General features: G+C 74.0%; 12 protein-coding genes. All 12 read right to left on the reverse strand.

Annotated features, from left to right (window positions below):
- Positions 1-179: 179 nt before the first annotated feature.
- Positions 180-533: a hypothetical protein gene (locus OO63_RS27290; RefSeq protein ID WP_030356687.1), complete on the reverse strand. Its 354-nt coding sequence runs from the start codon at positions 531-533 to the stop codon at positions 180-182.
- A 41-nt stretch (positions 534-574) separates the two neighbouring features.
- A complete protein-coding gene (locus OO63_RS27295) occupies positions 575-1,735 on the reverse strand; it encodes a serine hydrolase domain-containing protein (protein ID WP_051811238.1) in 1,161 nt (386 codons plus the stop codon).
- A gap of 194 nt (positions 1,736-1,929) precedes the next feature.
- Positions 1,930-2,400 carry a GNAT family N-acetyltransferase gene (locus OO63_RS27300; protein ID WP_030356689.1) on the reverse strand — a complete coding sequence of 157 codons (471 nt, stop codon included), beginning with the start codon at positions 2,398-2,400 and terminating at the stop codon, positions 1,930-1,932.
- Entirely contained in the window at positions 2,397-2,915 is a 519-nt protein-coding gene (locus tag OO63_RS27305) for a hypothetical protein (protein ID WP_030356690.1), read from the reverse strand. Before OO63_RS27305 ends, OO63_RS27300 begins: the two co-directional genes overlap by 4 nt.
- A gap of 69 nt (positions 2,916-2,984) precedes the next feature.
- The gene (locus OO63_RS27310) at positions 2,985-3,596 is read right to left on the reverse strand and encodes a hypothetical protein (protein WP_397622133.1); all 612 of its coding nucleotides are present in this window, start codon (positions 3,594-3,596) and stop codon (positions 2,985-2,987) included.
- A gap of 187 nt (positions 3,597-3,783) precedes the next feature.
- Positions 3,784-4,263: a carboxymuconolactone decarboxylase family protein gene (locus OO63_RS27315; RefSeq protein WP_030356692.1), complete on the reverse strand. Its 480-nt coding sequence runs from the start codon at positions 4,261-4,263 to the stop codon at positions 3,784-3,786.
- Entirely contained in the window at positions 4,260-5,339 is a 1,080-nt protein-coding gene (locus OO63_RS27320; protein WP_030356693.1) for an NAD(P)H-dependent amine dehydrogenase family protein, read from the reverse strand. The genes OO63_RS27315 and OO63_RS27320 overlap by 4 nt, the downstream gene beginning before the upstream one ends.
- Before the next feature lie 89 nt (positions 5,340-5,428).
- Positions 5,429-6,376 carry a GDSL-type esterase/lipase family protein gene (locus tag OO63_RS27325; RefSeq protein WP_234311026.1) on the reverse strand — a complete coding sequence of 316 codons (948 nt, stop codon included), beginning with the start codon at positions 6,374-6,376 and terminating at the stop codon, positions 5,429-5,431.
- Between the two features lie 26 nt (positions 6,377-6,402).
- Positions 6,403-7,746, reverse strand: coding sequence for an MFS transporter (locus tag OO63_RS42475; RefSeq protein ID WP_051811240.1), 1,344 nt, complete (start codon positions 7,744-7,746; stop codon positions 6,403-6,405).
- Complete coding sequence (gene lanKC, locus OO63_RS27335) at positions 7,743-10,316, reverse strand: class III lanthionine synthetase LanKC (RefSeq protein ID WP_051811241.1); 2,574 nt, start codon at positions 10,314-10,316, stop codon at positions 7,743-7,745. Before lanKC (OO63_RS27335) ends, OO63_RS42475 begins: the two co-directional genes overlap by 4 nt.
- A gap of 510 nt (positions 10,317-10,826) precedes the next feature.
- Positions 10,827-13,442 carry a class III lanthionine synthetase LanKC gene (lanKC, locus tag OO63_RS27340; protein ID WP_051811242.1) on the reverse strand — a complete coding sequence of 872 codons (2,616 nt, stop codon included), beginning with the start codon at positions 13,440-13,442 and terminating at the stop codon, positions 10,827-10,829.
- Positions 13,443-13,702: 260 nt separating this feature from the next.
- Positions 13,703-14,800, reverse strand: a complete 1,098-nt coding sequence (locus OO63_RS27345) for a radical SAM protein (protein WP_030356698.1) — start codon at positions 14,798-14,800, stop codon at positions 13,703-13,705.
- Between the last annotated feature and the right edge of the window lie 240 nt (positions 14,801-15,040).

Raw genomic sequence — 15,040 nt, forward strand, 5'->3', positions numbered from 1 at the left:
ATCTAGGGGCCATTGAGGACAGCCGGTGTCCTAAAGGACGGCGTTCTGCCACGGTCTTGCCGGTGCCGCGTGGGCGCCGACCGGGCGCGGCGGCCCTGGCCCTCACACGCCCTGGACTCCCTGCACCGGCGCACGGCGCACGGCGCGCGCCCACGAGCACCGAGGGCCGGTCGGGCTGCTCAGCGCCCCAAGCGCTTGATCCGCTCGAACGGATACCCGGCGACGGCCACCACGACCAGACCGTAGGCCGCGACGATCAGCAGTCCCGCCGTGCCGATCGCCCGGTCGCCGTCGGAGAGGAGCACGCTGCCGAGCGGCACCAGCGGGGCGACGCTGAGGATCGCCGCGCCGGTGCACCAGTGCGCGACCAGGTGGTTGGCCCGGGCGCGCAGCTCGGGGTCGCGCTTGACCTCGTCCGGGACGTCGTAGCCGACCCCGCGCTCCCCGACCTCACCCCGGCGTCCGACGCGGGCGGCGAGGAGCGACACCCCCGTCATGAGGAGGAAGCAGCAGAGGATGAAGACGTACGCCATGAGTGTGCGGGCCCCGGAGGTCTGGTGAGGTTACGTGATGATCAACAGTACTCGGCTTCCATGATCCTGAGCATGGAGTCCGACTCCCAGTCGCCGTTGTAGTTGAAGGCGAGCTGATGGCGGCCGTCCTCGCTGGTGACGGCCAGGGAGAGCCAGCCCACCATGCCCCCGCCGTGACCCCAGACGGAGGCGCCGCAGCTCGTCTTGAACCGCTGCAGGCCTAGTCCGTAGCCCGTGTCCGGGCTTGCGGGGGTGCTGACGGTGGTCTTCATCGCCTTCAGCTGGCGCGGCGGCAGGAGCTTCCCGCGCAGCAGCGCCCGGTAGAACCGGGTCAGGTCGCCGGCCGAGGAGATGATGTCGCCGTCGCCCCAGCCCTGTGAGCCGTTCATCTCGGTGATGTCGTCGATCCGGTCGGGCTGGTCCCTGAACAGCTTGGAGTAGCCGCGGCTGCTCGGCCGGGGCAGGTGAACGCTGTTGCCCGGGTTGGTGGTCGCCGTCAGGCCCAGGGGCTTGATGATGCGGTCGCGGACCTCGTCCTCGTACGTCCGCTTGCCGACCTTCTCCACGATCAGCCCGGCGAGGACGTAATTGGTGTTGGAGTAGGAGTGCTTGGTGCCGGGCTTGAACAGCGGCCGGTGGGAGAGGGCCACCCTGATGTGCTTCTCGGGCGGCAGGGTGTCGTAGCGGTGCTTGAGGTAGCCCTCGCCCTCCATGTACGTCTCGCTGTACTTCTTGTCGGCGAGGTAGTCGAAGAGGCCGCTGGTGTGGTTGAGGAGCCGGCGCACGGTGATCTTGCGGCCGTCGTTGCCGTTGCCGCGCACCAGGCCGGGCAGATGGTCGTCCACGGTGTCGTCGAGACTGAGCCTGCCCTCCGCCTCCATCTGCAGGAGCACGGTCGCCATGAACGTCTTGGTGATGCTGCCGACGCGGAACCGGTCGTTCTTGCCGCGCGGCTCGCCCGTCCTCATGTTGCCGACGCCCGACGCCGCCTTCCACACGCCGCGGCCGTCCCGCGCCTGGGCCGTGACGCCGGGGATGCCCGCCCGCACGGCCGCGTCCATCGCGCGCTGCGTCGCCCCATGGCCGGGCGCCGTGGCCGCGGGGTCCTGCGAGGCCTGGGCGGGGGCCGTGAAGGCCGTGGCCGCCAGCGCGGCCGCCGCGAGACTCCCCACGCCGATTCTGGAACTCCTGCGTAACGCCATCCCGTACTCCTCACCGTCGTCTGCACTGGGCCGTGCGCGTGCGGTCCCGTCGCGGCAGCACTGGCTCCTCGCCGGTGGTGCGGACGGGCCGCCCGCACAGCAAGACCGCAGGGGGTGACGAAGTGGTTGAGAAGGACCCGAACTCCGTTTTCCTGTACGGGGGGTGGGGGCGCCGCGCGGTACGGGCCCGGCGGTCAGGCCCGCACCGGCAGGGAGTAGCGGAGCTTCTCCTTCGCCCGGGCGCCCAGGCGGTCGTAGAAGCGGATCGCGCCCTCGTTCCACGCGGGCGTCTGCCACTGCACCTCGTCGGCACCGAGGGCGCGCGCCTCGGCCACGACGGCCTCCATCAGCGCCGCGCCGAGGCCCGAGCCGCGGCTGGCCGAGCGCAGGAAGAGGCAGTCCATGTGGAGGTACTCGCGGCCGTCCCACGTCGAGATCTCCGGCGCGCAGGTGGCGTAGCCGACGACCTCGCCGTCGTCCGCCTCCGCCACGAGGCAGCGCAGACGCGGCGCGGGCGTCTCGAAGAGGAGGACGCCGAGCCGCTCCGCGAGGTCGGGCACGGGCGGCGCCGCCTTCTCGTACACGGCGTGCTCCGCGGCCAGTTCCGCCACCCGGGCCAGGTCGGCGGGGCGCGCGTGCCGCACCACCGGCCGGGCGGACGTCATCGGACCTCTCCCGACAGGACGTCCTTGCTCCACGCCACCACCCGGTCCGCGACCCGGCCGCCCCCGTCCAGGACGTGCCGCGTGAACGCCTCGCGCTCATGGGCGAGAAGCGCCGCCTCCCACACGCAGGGCGCGAGCCCCACCCGCCCCGGCCGCAACTGGTCGGGCTGTCCGGCCGGGCCGACGAACACCGCCAGGTCGGACATGTGGCCCTCGATCCAGGTGGAGACGAGGACGTAGTCACCGTCGCCGCCCGCGTGCACGATCAGCACCGCGAGGCCCAGCGAACCGCGGGCGCGCCCCAGTTCCAGATGGGCCCCCGCGAGCCGCAGCGCGGCCGCCTCGTCCTGCGGCGTGACCGTACGGCCCGGCGCCTCCAGCGTGTACACCTTCACCACGTGCCCACCGGCCTCGCGGACGGGGCGGGCGCGGGCGGTCCGGGCGTGGTGCCCGTCGGCCAGGGCCAGCAGCGCCTCGGTGTCGAGGCCGGGCGGCATCTCTCGGAGATCGCTCATCCGGACATGATGCCCTGGTCCCCGGCCGACAGGAGGCCGGGGACCAGGGCAACTGCGCGGCACCGTCCGTCAGTACAGCTTCTTCACTGCCGTGGCCGTCGTGGTCCTGAACGCGGACACCGGGGCGTCGGAGAAGTCGCCCATCTGTCCCCAGTGCACGAGCGTCACCGTCCTGCCGTCCCGGCCGACCGCGTACATGTTGATGTCGGACGCACCCCAACTCGCCTCGGTGTGGACGCCGTAGACGTGCGCGCCCTCCTCGGCATTCACCTTGCCGTAGTACTTCTGCGCCGCGGTGACGTCGGGGTACTGCGCCATCACCTTCTTCGCACAGCCCGCGAGGTCCTTGCGGAGCAACTCGGCGAAGGCCTTGGCACGCTGCACGTCGCGCTCGACCACCGTCACCTGCAGGGCGCCGGTGTCCAGGTCCGTGCGGAAGGCACGGTGCACGGACGTCGACGGCAGCGCGTCGCCGCCGCACATCGGCAGCGGGTCCGGCTGGCCGGAGGTGACCGGACCGGCGTGCCAGGCCGACGACGCGTGCGGCGGCAGATCGGACGCGGACAGGAAGCGGGGCGTGCCCTCCGCGGCAGCGGCCGGAACGGTCCCCACCGCCACGCCCGACGCGGCCACCACGGCGGCCATCGCCAGCAGCTTCACGTTCACACGCACACTCATCATCGACATCTCCCCACGTCGGATGCGTCGGCCCACCGTTCCGCGCCGACAGGGCCGCCCCACGGCGACCTACGCCCCGTACGACCCGCGGGCCCCCGAACCCGTTGCCCCCGCGCGCGTCACGGCTCTGTCCGTCATGTCACCGAACGGCAACAGCCTTACGCGGCACGGGAGTCGGGGTGCGGCACCGTCAGTGCGTGGGCAGGACGCACACGCTGTCGATGCCGAGCACGTGGTTGAGCCTGCCGAACGCGAGCCACGAGCCGATGCTCATGCTCAGCTCCACGATCTCCGCCTGGCTGTAGTGCGCCCGCATCCGCTCCCAGAACGCCTCGTCGAGACCGTGGTGGTCCAGGGCGTACCGCTCGGCGTACTCGGCGGCGAGCCGGGTGCGGTCGTCGAAGGCGTCGGTGGTGCGCCACGCGGTGACCGCGTCCGCGAAGCCGTCCTCGACCTTCTTCCCGTCGCGCTCGGTGCGCCAGTCCAGGCAGAAGACACACCCGTTGATCTGCGCGGTCCGCAGCCGCGCCGCCTCGAACTCGCGCAGTCCGAGGGTCGTGTGCTCGTAGACCGCCATCGAGAAGTTCGCGGCGGCGGCACCGATGCCGGGGACCATCTCGCCCCACACGTACCCGATCGGTTCCTTGCCTTCGGGAATGTCGATGATCATGGCAGCTTCCTTCCCAGGCTGCCCACCGCGGGCCGCAGCGGGACGTCGAGGGCGTCGTAGAGTCCGGGCTCCGCCGCCGCGAGCCAGTCGATGGCGCCCACCAGGCGGCCCACCGCGGTGGCGTTGCCGCCCGCCGACCGGTTCTCGCCCTCGTCGCTCGCCTCGACGGTGACCGCGATGCGCGGACGGCCCTCGATGAGGACCCGGTGCGCGCCGTCGCCGTCCGGGGGAGTCGGCCAGTCCGGGGCGCAGGAGGGGTGGATGCGTGTGACGTGCTCGATGACGATCCGGGGCTCGCCCGCGACGACGCCCTGCACCTCGAACCGCACGGCGCCCTGCGTGCCCGCCTCGAACCGCCCCATGGTGCGGGTGGTCACGGCCGCGTCGAGCGGGCGGCGCTCCACCGTCTCGCGGATCTCGTCGAGTTCGACGCCGAGGGCGCGGCACATCAGCCGTATCTGCCCGCCCCACACCATGGTCGGCACCGACTCCGCGAGCATCAAAGGCTCGTACGCCATCGGGTGCCCCATCCCGATCAGATCGCGGACCGAGGTCTCCTGGTCGTACGTCGAGTAGTCGAAGATCTCCTGACAGCGGATCACGTCCATGGTGGTGCCGAGTCCGCTGACCAGGAGCGGCAGCACGTCGTTGGCCCAGCCCGGGTCGACACCGGACACGAACAGCGAGCCGCCCCCGGCCGCGACCGCGGCGAGGACCGGATCCCGCAGTTCGGGCGGGGCGCCCACCTTGTCGTAGAGCGCGTACAGCGAGGGCGTCACGACCACGGCCCCGGCGCCGATCGCCCTGATGACGTCGGCCATCGCCTCGTCCGGGCGGATGTCACCGGACGCCGCGTACACCACGGCCCGCGGCCGGGCGGCGAGCACCGCCTCGACGTCGTCGGTGGCCGCGACCCCGAGCCCCCGGTCGAGCCCGGCGAGCTCCCCGGCGTCGCGGCCGACCTTGGCGGGGTCGTGCACCACCACGGCCGCCAGCTCCAGCGCCGGATGGGCGTCGACAGCGCGGATCGCCGCGCGCCCCACATTGCCCGTGCCCCAGACCACCGTGGAAATCATGCGGCGGAGGGTAACGACAGGGCCTCGCACTTCCTAGAGGCACGACCGCACCTTGTGCGCGCGACGCGGGGCGGGGCAGCGCCCGGACGTCAGCGGCCGAGGGCGTACAGGTGCCGGTGCAGCGCCTGATGGCCCTCGGCGGTGGGGTGCAGGCCGTCCACGAGGAGACCGGCGTTGTCGCGCAGCGGCTCCCACACGTCGAGGTGGTCGACGTGGTGGTCCGCGCACCAGTCCCGCAGGAACGCGCGCAGGGCCAGGGCCCTGTCCTGGGTGAAGCGCAGGCCTTCGTAGGCGTGGGTCCGGGACTCGTCGACCCAGGTCGGCCCCGCGACGACGAGGCGCGCGTTGTGGCTGAGGGCCGTGGCGGCCAGCGCGCGCAGACTGGCGGCGATGTCCGTCAGCCAGTCCTCGGGGGCCGGGCCGGTGAGCGGGAGCGCGGAGTCGTTGATGCCGGCGGCGACGAGGAGCGTGTCGGGCAGGCGCGGGGCGAGCAGGGCGGGCGTCTGCGCGCTGACGTCGCGCAGGGTGCTTCCGGGGACGGCGAGGTTGAACACCCGGTGCTCGGTCTCGTTCGCGGCGATGTGGGTGGCCGCGAGGCGGGCCGCCCAGCCGCCGTCGGGATCGCAGCGGCCGTACGCGATGCTGTCGCCGACGATCACGATGCGGGCGGCCGGGCGCAGCGGCTTCGCGTCCAGGTAGGCCCAGGCGCTCTCCCCGGACGACAGCAGGACCCGGCGGCGGACGTAGTCGTCGACCTCGTAGGCGTCGGCCGCGGCGAGGTCGTCGTCGGTGAGGTGCAGGACGGCGCCCTCGACCGCGGAGCCGTGCTTGCGGGCCAGGGTGAGGTGGACGTCGAGGCCGCTGGTGGCGATGACGGCGGGGTCGGTGATCGGCAGGGGCCTGGTGGTGTGGCCCGCGAGGGACGCGGGGGTGCTGGGGACGGCCCGGCCGAACAGGGAGGTCTGGACCCGCTCGTCCAGCAGGGTGCCGAAGGAGAACAGGGTGTGCGGGCGAAGCGGGTTCACCTCGGGCGCCAAGGCCTTTCTTCCGGGAAAGTGGAAGATCATCCTATGTGCGCGTCACCGGCCCCGTCCGGCCGGGGGACCTGCGGCGTCGCAGGTGGGGGCGGCGAGGGGCGGCTGGCGTCGGCCGCGTTCTCCGCATTCCCCGCCTCGCCGTCGGGCGACCGGAACGTCCCCTCGCCCGGCGACACCGCGGCCAGCATCGCGAGCAGCCCCCCGAAGACCAGGAACACCGCGGGCGTCGGCATCCCCTCCAGCATCACCCCGGCCAGCGCCGCCCCCAGCGGCGGCGTGGCCATGAACAGCAGCCCGATCGTGCTGTTCGTACGGCCCTGGAGGTGGCCCGGGGTGTGGCGCAGGCGGGCGAGGGTCAGCACCGAAGCGGAGACGGCCACCGCGAGGGCGCACCCCGCGAGCAGCGCGGCGAGCGCCGTCGCCGCCGAGGTCAGGGCCATCGCGGCGACCAGGGCCGCGCACACGACGCCGGTGGCGAGCAGGAGCGTGGCCGGCGGCAGGCGTCTGCCCGCGAGCGGGGCCAGCATCACCCCGGCCATCGCACCGACCGCCGAAGTCGCCGTGACCATCCCGACGGACAGCGCCGACACCCCCTGCCGGGCGATGGTCACGACGATCGCCAGATACACCCCGTCGAAGACGAAGTTCTGCGCCGACGCCACCAACGTCAGCCGCCGCAGCAGGCGTTGGCGCCACAGAAAGCGCAGCCCCGTCGTGAACGACGGCCACCAGCCCTCCCGCGCCCCCGGCGGAGCGCCCGGACGCACCCGGAGCGCAAGGACGCAGCACACCGAGACCGTGTACGAGGCGCAGTCCAGCCAGAACGGCCAGCTCGCCCCTACGCCGAACAGGGCGCCGCCGACCACAGGACCCAACAGGTAGGCGGCCTGCCCGCGCACCTGGTTGACGGCGAGGGCCGTGGGCAGCCTGGACTCGGGCACGACCTCCCGCACCAGCGGCAGCACCGCCGCGTTGAACGGGGCGGTGAGGAACCCGAGGACCGCCCCCGCGACCAGCAGCACCGGCAGGGACGCGAGTCCGGCGAGGACCGCCGCCGCGAGCGCCGCGCTCGCCACCGCCCGGCCCGCCTCGCAGAGCAGCAGCACCGTGCGGCGGTCGAACCGGTCGGCGATCGGCCCCGCGGGAAGGCACGCGAGCGCGAGCGAACCCGTCCACACCGCCTCCACCAGGCCGACGTGCAACGGCGATCCCGTGGAGCGCAGCACGAGCAGCGGCAGCGCGATGGCGGACGCGCCCGAGCCGAGCAGGGACAACCCCTGTCCGGCGCACAGGAGTTGGAAGTCCCGGTTGCGGCGGAGGCTGTCGGGCGCGACGGCCCCCCGCCGCACGGCGACACCCCCCTGCCTCACCTCGGCACCCCGACCGGCGTCCGCGCCTCCAGGAACGGCAGCGCGGTGCGGCGCGGGTCCCGCGGACCGCCCCGCAGCGCGGTGTGCACGGCGAGCAGCACCCCCGCCGTGCCGGTGGCGAGGTCCATGGACAGGCGCAGCAGGCCGTCGAGCGCGAAGGCCCGCCGCCCCCGGAAGCGCACGCTGTGGAGGCCCAGGCCGCGCAGGTGCGGAGCCAGTGCGGGGCCTGGGCCGGTCAGATGGGCGGTGGCGTGCAGGAGCCCCGCCTGACCGTCCAGGAGGCCGGGGGAGAGCAGGAGTTCCGTGCCCAGTCCGTCGCGGATGCGGTCGCGTACACGTGCGTAGCAGGGGTCGTCGGTGCGCCGGACGTACGCGTCGAGGACCAGGCCGATCCCGGCGCTGCCGCGGTCGAGGGTCGAGAGCCACCGCTGCCCGTCCCTGACCTGGACCCGGCCCTCGCGGGGCGCCCCGCAGCGGCCGAGGTCGCGGGCAAGCGCGGTCTCCGCGAGGCGCAGCCACCGGTCGTCGTCCGTCGCCGCGTGCAGGTGGACGAAGAGCAGGGCCGGGCCCGACCAGCCGTGGGCGAGCCCCACGGCGTCGGTCGGGCCCGGCAGCCGCCCCCCGCCGGTGACGGTCCGCGCGAGGCGCTCCCCCAGAGCCCGCGCGGCGTCCACGTCACCGAAGCGCAGCCGCGCCAGACCGATCCCCGCGAGGCCGCCGAACAGGCCCGCGCCGCACCGGTCGAGCCCGATGCCGTCGATCCGGTCGAGGGCCGCGCGCCCCTGGTCGGTCCGGCCCAGCTCGTCCAGGACGTACGCGACGCCCGCGAGCCCGTCGTACAGCCCCGGGCGCGGCCAGCGGGTGCGCTCTGCTGCCCGCGCCAGCCAGTCCACGTACTCCTCGAAGGCCCCCTCGAACGCGGGGGCCTCGCCGTACCCGCAGACGAGCAGCGCGTGCAGGACGCCCGCCGCGCCGAACGCGAGCGACGCGCCCTGGTTGTCGAACTGCCGCACGTCGCCCGGGAAGAGACGGTCCTCGCGCTCCGGCGTCGCGCTGAGCCGGATTGCCTCGGCCAGCGAGTCCAGGGCGGGGCCGACGTCGGCACCGGGCGCCTCCGGCCAGGGCGAGCCGTCCGGCGGGACGTCGTGGTCGGCGCGCGGCCAGTGCGGCGGCGGGGTCAGCCGTTCGCACAGCGCGGCGGTGAACTCGGGCCGCACCGGGAAGCGCCTCCGCGTCCAGTCCGTCAGCTGGACGTACTTGTCCCGGTCGAAGCGCAGCAGCGGTGTCAGCGGACAGAACAGCGCGAGGCTCACCGCAGCGAGCCCGTATTCGTCCACGGACCGCCCCGACCGCGCCCAGCGGGCGGTGAACCCGGGCGTGCCGAGCGCGGGCCGGTGGTCGTCGGCCTCCGCGAACGCCGTCTCGAAGTCGACGAGGCACACGCTGTCGTCCGGACGCACCATGATGTTGCCGGGCTGGAGGTCCCCGAAGACGACGCCCCGCGCGTGCAGTGCGGCCACCGCCTCCTCGACGCGGCCGATGAGACCCAGGGCCCAGAGCGTGTACGCGGCGACGTCCGACTCGTCCGCGCCGTCCCTGAACAGCGGGTGCCGACGGCCCACCGCCTCCTGCAGGGTCTCGCCCTCGACCAGCTCCTCCACCAGGAAGTGGTGCTCCCAGTGCCGGACGCGCCCGTACAGCGCGGGCACGCACCCGAGCCCGGCAAGGTGCTCCAGCATCTTCTGCTCGTGCGCGAGCCGGGCCACGGCGTCCGCGCCCCGGTCGTCGAGACCGGCGTGCGGCCGCGCCTCGCGGAGGACCACGCGGCGGCCGGTGCTCTGGTCCACGGCGCGGTAGACCCCGCCGCCGTTGGAGAAGTGCAGCGCCTTCTCCACCCGGTACGGGAAGCCACCGGGCGCGACCGCCCGGGACGCCTCGATGCGCGCCGCGAGGAAGCCCGGCGGCTCCACCCACGGCGGCACCCGGAACGACGTGCCCCGCACATCGGGCAGCAGGACGCCGTCGGGGCCCTCGATCGCCGGGACGTACTCGCCGTCCGGCGCGAAGCAGTAGGCCAGGTGGAACCCGCCGTAGCGCACGTACAGCGGGCCGTCCTGCCAGCGCAGGTCGCTCAGGACGTACGCGCCCTCGATCCCGCCGAGGAGTGCGGTGAGCCCGGTCAGCGTCCGTTCCAGCTCCCGCTCGTCGGCCGGGTAGACGGTGACGAGCTTGCCGCTTGCCGAGCGTGGTGCCTGCTTGCTGTTCATGTGGTGGAAGAGCACGGGGCTGCGCAGGAACTTGAAGCTGACGGAGTGCCTGGTGCAGTGGTCCCAGACGGTGTTGACGACGTGCTCGGCGCGGTCCGCCGTGGCCGAGGCGTGGATCTTCCAGCCCTGGCGGGGCAGCGGGACGCCGTCGCGGTGCAGGCTGATCCAGCCGCCGCGCTCCGTTCGCACCCACCCCGAGGGCGCCGGACTGCCGGTGCGCGCGAAGCGCTGCCCGGTGTCGTCGATGCGGTCGAGCGCGTCCACGAAGCAGTCGTCGGCGACGAGGTGGCCCTGAGCGAGCATGGTGCGTGCTCCTTTCCGGAGTCGTTCGGAGTGCGGGGGCAGGGACGCGGAGCCGTGCGGTGCCAGGGGTGCGGAGCCGTGCGGTGCCAGGGGCGGCGATGACGTTCCGGGTCACGGGTGGCGAAGGCGGCGGCGCACGGGGCTCCTGGACCGGGAGAGGTCCAGGAGCCCCGGCTGCCACCGGTGGCACCGGTCGCCCGCCGGCCGAGAGGGGCCACGGCCGGAAGGCGATCGGGGTGGCAAGCTGTGCGTCAGGCGACGCCGCGGGCGCTCTCGAAGCTGTTGGCGCAGGGCCACAGGGAGGGGGTCTCCTCCTCGAGTTCCTGCAGTTCCAGGATCTCCGCCATGTGTGTCACCTCCTCGGGACGGTCGCCGTGGTGGCGGGTGGACGCGTGGTGCGGCGCGCGTCAGCCCATGCCGATGCTGCTGTGCGAGCTGTTGGCGCAGGGCCACAGGGAGGGGGTCTCCTCCTCGAGCTCCTGCAGGTCCAAGATCTCCGACATCCGGGAATCACCTCCTCCCGCCTGCTCGTGCGGACGGGGACCGCGGGTCGAGGTAGGGCAGGACGGGCCCTCCCCCCTCGAACGCGGAGTCAAGGGCGAGCAGGACGCCCGCCGCGCCGGTCGCGAGGTCCGAGGACAGGCGCAGCATCCGGAAGCCGGGGAACGCGAGCTGCCCGCGGTAGGAGTGCGCGTACCAGGCCATGCGGCGCACCTGGGCGCGTGCGGCCTCCCGGTCACCGGGGCCGTCCATGGCGGCGAGCACGGCGACGGCGCCCGCCCGGCCGCGCAGCAGCCCGGCGTTGCGCACGTACAGGGCGCGGCAGGTGTGCCGCACGGCGTCGAGCGTGGCGGCTAGGCCCGGGTCGGGGCGGCGCCGCAGCAGCGCCCGCAGCGGGAAGGCGAGCCCGCCGCTGCCGCCGTGCAGGTACGGCAGGTGGTGGGTGCCGTCGAAGAGCGTGAGGGCGCCGTCGGGTCCGGTCGCGCACCGGGCGATGTCGAACCCGAGCGCGCGGTCGGCGAGTTCCAGGAAGCGGGCCCCGCCGCCGTCCTCGTACAGGTGCAGGAAGAGCAGGGCGATCCCGGCCGGGCCGTGCAGCAGGCCGTAGGGCGGGGGCGTGCCGGTCCGGGGCGCGGGCGGGCCTTCCAGGACGAGCGCGGCGAGGTCGTCGGCGATGCGCAGGGCCGCGTCGTGCAGCGCGGTGTCGTGGGTGACGCGGGCGAACCGCAGCAGGTTCAGGGCGATCCCGGCCTGGCCGCCCGCGAGGTCGGGACGGACTACGCGGGCGTCGAGCGGACGGGAGCGTTCGAGGACGGCGAGGGCCCGGTCCCGGTGGCCGAGCAGGTCCAGGGTGAGGGCCACGCCGTGCAGGCCGTCGTAGAGGCCGGGCCGGGGGTCGGGGTCGCGGGTCGCCGCGTCCGCGAGCCAGTCGGCGTACGCGCCGGGGACGGGCGCGCCCACCCGGTGCAGCGCGTACAGCACACCGGCCGCTCCGTGGCCGAACGACGTCCCGCCGAGCGACGCCGGGCCGAAAGGCGTGCCGGGGAACAGCCGGTCGGTGCGCTCGGGCGTGGCCATGGCGTGCAGCCCGGCCACCAGCCGCTCGCGGAGGGCGGGCCAGTCGGGCTGCTCCGCGGCGAGTGCCCGGGCGTCGTCCACGGCGTCGGCGGCGCGGTCGGTGTCGCCCGGCCCCGCGCCCCGGCGCAGGCGTGACAGGAGGGTGGCGCCGAAGTCCGGGGGCAGCGGGTAGAGCTCGTCGACCGTCTCCGTGAGGACGCGCAGCGTCGCGGGGGCGCGGTGCGGCACGGGAAGGAGGAGCCACAGCCGCAGCACGTCCAGGAGATGACGGTGGGCGGCGGCGCCGCGCAGGCCGACCGGCGCGGTGAAGCCCTCCTCGCCGACGGTCGGTGGCCGGTCGTCCGTGAGATCGGTGGCCGTGCGCAGCCGGGTGAGGACGACGCGGCCGTCGGGGCGCAGGACGATGTGCTCCGGGTCGAGCTCGCCGAGGCGTACGCCGCGCCGCTGGAGGGCGGTCAGGGCGTCGGCGACACGGTCGGCGACGTCGAGGGCCCACTTCGCGTAGTCCGCGGCCTCGCTCCGCGCCCGGGCCTCGGTGGTCAGCGGGAAGGCGGCGGCAGCGGCCTCGGCGAGGGTGCGGCCCTCGGGGACCTCGACGGCGAGGAAGTGGTGCCCCGCCCGGACGTGCCGGCCGACGACGTCGGGCACGCAGTCCAGGTCCGCGAGGCGTTCCAGGAGGGCGCGTTCGCGGGTGAGGCGGGCGACGGCGTCGTCGCCCCGGACGTCGAGGCCGGCGTGCGGGCGTGCCTCGTGCAGGAGGACGGGCCGGTCGGTGTCGGACGCGGTGGCGCGGTACGTGCCCTCGCCGGTGGTCAGGGACACGGCCCGGACACCGAGGTAGGGGAACGGGGACCGCGGCGGGGCGAGCAGGGCCTCCAGGTCGGCGTGCAGGACCTCGGGCAGGGCGACCCAGTCCGGGAGGCGGAAGACCGGGCGCCGGTCCTCGGGCACGAGGGTGCCGTCGGGCCGTTCGAGTGCGGGCACCAGGTCGTGCTCGTCGCCGGGGGCGGCCGGGTGGCCGCCGGCGGGACATCGCCGGTCCTCCGCGGCGGCGTAGCGCACGTACAGCGGGCCCGGGCCGTGCCGCAGCGCGCCCGGGACGTACGGTCCTGGCAGCGGTTCGAGGAGCGCGGCCAGGTCCCCGAGGGCGGTGGCGAGCCCGGCCTCGTCGGCGGGGTGCAGGACCATCAGGTCGGCGCTGGTGAGGCGGTCGGCGCGGACGTCGGCGAGCGCGCGGGCCGCGGTGACGCCGCGGACCAGGTCGCACGCGAGGCCCCGGTGCACGCAGTACTCCCGGACGATCTCCGCCGTCCGCTCCAGCTGCGGCAGCGTCACCGAGACGTGGATCCGCCAGCCCTGGCCGGCCGTCCGCACGCCGGGCGGCCGCAGCCGCGCCCACCAGCCGGCCTCCGTGCGCTCCCAGCCGCGCGGCGGTTCGCGCAGGACGGCGGACAGCCGGTCCGCGGCGTCGTCGGCCAGTCGCTCCGGGAATTCGAAGAAGTCCGGGTCCGCGCGGTAGAAGCGGTCGTAGTCCTGAAGTTTCATCATGGCGCGGTCCTTTCAGCCGGAATGAGGAGCCGAACCCGCTGCGGGGCGGCGGCTCGGGGGACTGGGTGACGCGGGGAATCCGGGGGAGAACCCGGGCGGAATACGGACGAGTTCCGGTCACAAGCCAGCTGCTTTCTGGACAGCGGACGCAAGGGGTGGCGGGCCGGAAGCGGAGGGGTGACTGCGGGGCAATGGCCGGCCGGTGTCCGGCGCGGAATGCCGCTGTGCGACGGCGATATGACGGTGGAATAGCCGCGGCGTCAGGCGGAGTGCCGCCCCGCCGCCCCCTGGGCGGTCACGGCAGCCGGAGTGATGAATTCAGGCGGATTGGTGCGGACCGAACGCCGGTCGAAGCGGGCGATGTCCTCGGCGCTCCCGAAGCGCCGGTCCATGAGCCGGACGGCCTCCGCCCAGGTCCCCATGGAGTGCACGGAGGACAGGGTCTCCACGACGAACGGATCCTCGAGGCGCGCGAGCGTGCGCTCCCACAGCACCGAACCCGGCTCCTCCAGGAGGCTTCCGACCGTGCCCTCGTACACGGGGATCCCCCGCACCAGGCCGTCCGGCTCCACCTGCATCACCAGGGTGTCGACGCGCCGGGCCACCCGCTCCGGGTTCATCACCAGGTTCATGTTGTCGGTGGTGTGGACGGACACCGAAGGCGGCGCCAGGGCGCGCAGCCTGGAGCGGAGCGTCTCACTGGTCAGACGGGCGACCTGGTCGTCGTCGAGGAGCTCGTGCGCGCAGAACTCCGGGCGGCTGGCGAGGCCTTCGGGCACGGCGGCGTTGAACCCCAGGGTGGTCAGGTGCGGGAACCGGTGGGCGATGTCGGCGGCGAAGGCCTCCAACTGCGGTAAGTTGCTGCGGATCACCACACAGTCGATGCCGAAGCGCAGCCGCCCCCGTGCGGCCGCGCTCCGTTCCCCCGCCACCTCGTCGAGGAGTGCCAACGTCGCAAGGACCCGGTCGAAGGAACCCTTGCGGCCCCGGATGCGGTCGTGCACCTCGGGCGTCGCCCCGTCGAGGCTGACGATCACCTCGTCGAACCGGTCCGCGAGCCGTTCGGCGAGTGCCCGGCTCATCACCCAGCCGCTGGTGTTGATCGACAGCTTCACCCCGCCGGCCCGCAGCCGCTCCGCGACGTCGAACACGCCCCGGACGACGAGCGGTTCGCCTCCGGACAGCGCCACGACCCGCGGTCCGAGCGTGACGAGCGCGTCCGCGACCCGCAGCATGTCCTCAGGACCGAGCTGCCGCGACGGCCGCCGCCCCGATTCCGAATAGCAGTGCGAGCACCGCAGCGGGCAGGCGTACGTGGTGTCCCACACGACCACTTCCGGACCGGAACAACGACTCATGACAGCCACCCGTTCTCGAGGAATCCGCGCCGGCGATTGAGTTCAGAGTCTTCTCGCCGACGCCATTCCGCGGCACCCGGGCACCCCCCAAACCGTATGGCGGTTTTCCTCCATGCGCGGTGGATTATTTCCGTGGACGACCGTCGTGACGACGGCCGATAATGACGCCCGTGGCAGGCAGAAGCAGGGGGATGTACCTTGTCGCGGTAAGTGGCGGAGTGTTCATGCTCTGGGCAACGC

It is taken from the genome of Streptomyces alboflavus (assembly GCF_000716675.1).
In the GTDB taxonomy this organism is placed as follows: domain Bacteria; phylum Actinomycetota; class Actinomycetes; order Streptomycetales; family Streptomycetaceae; genus Streptomyces; species Streptomyces alboflavus.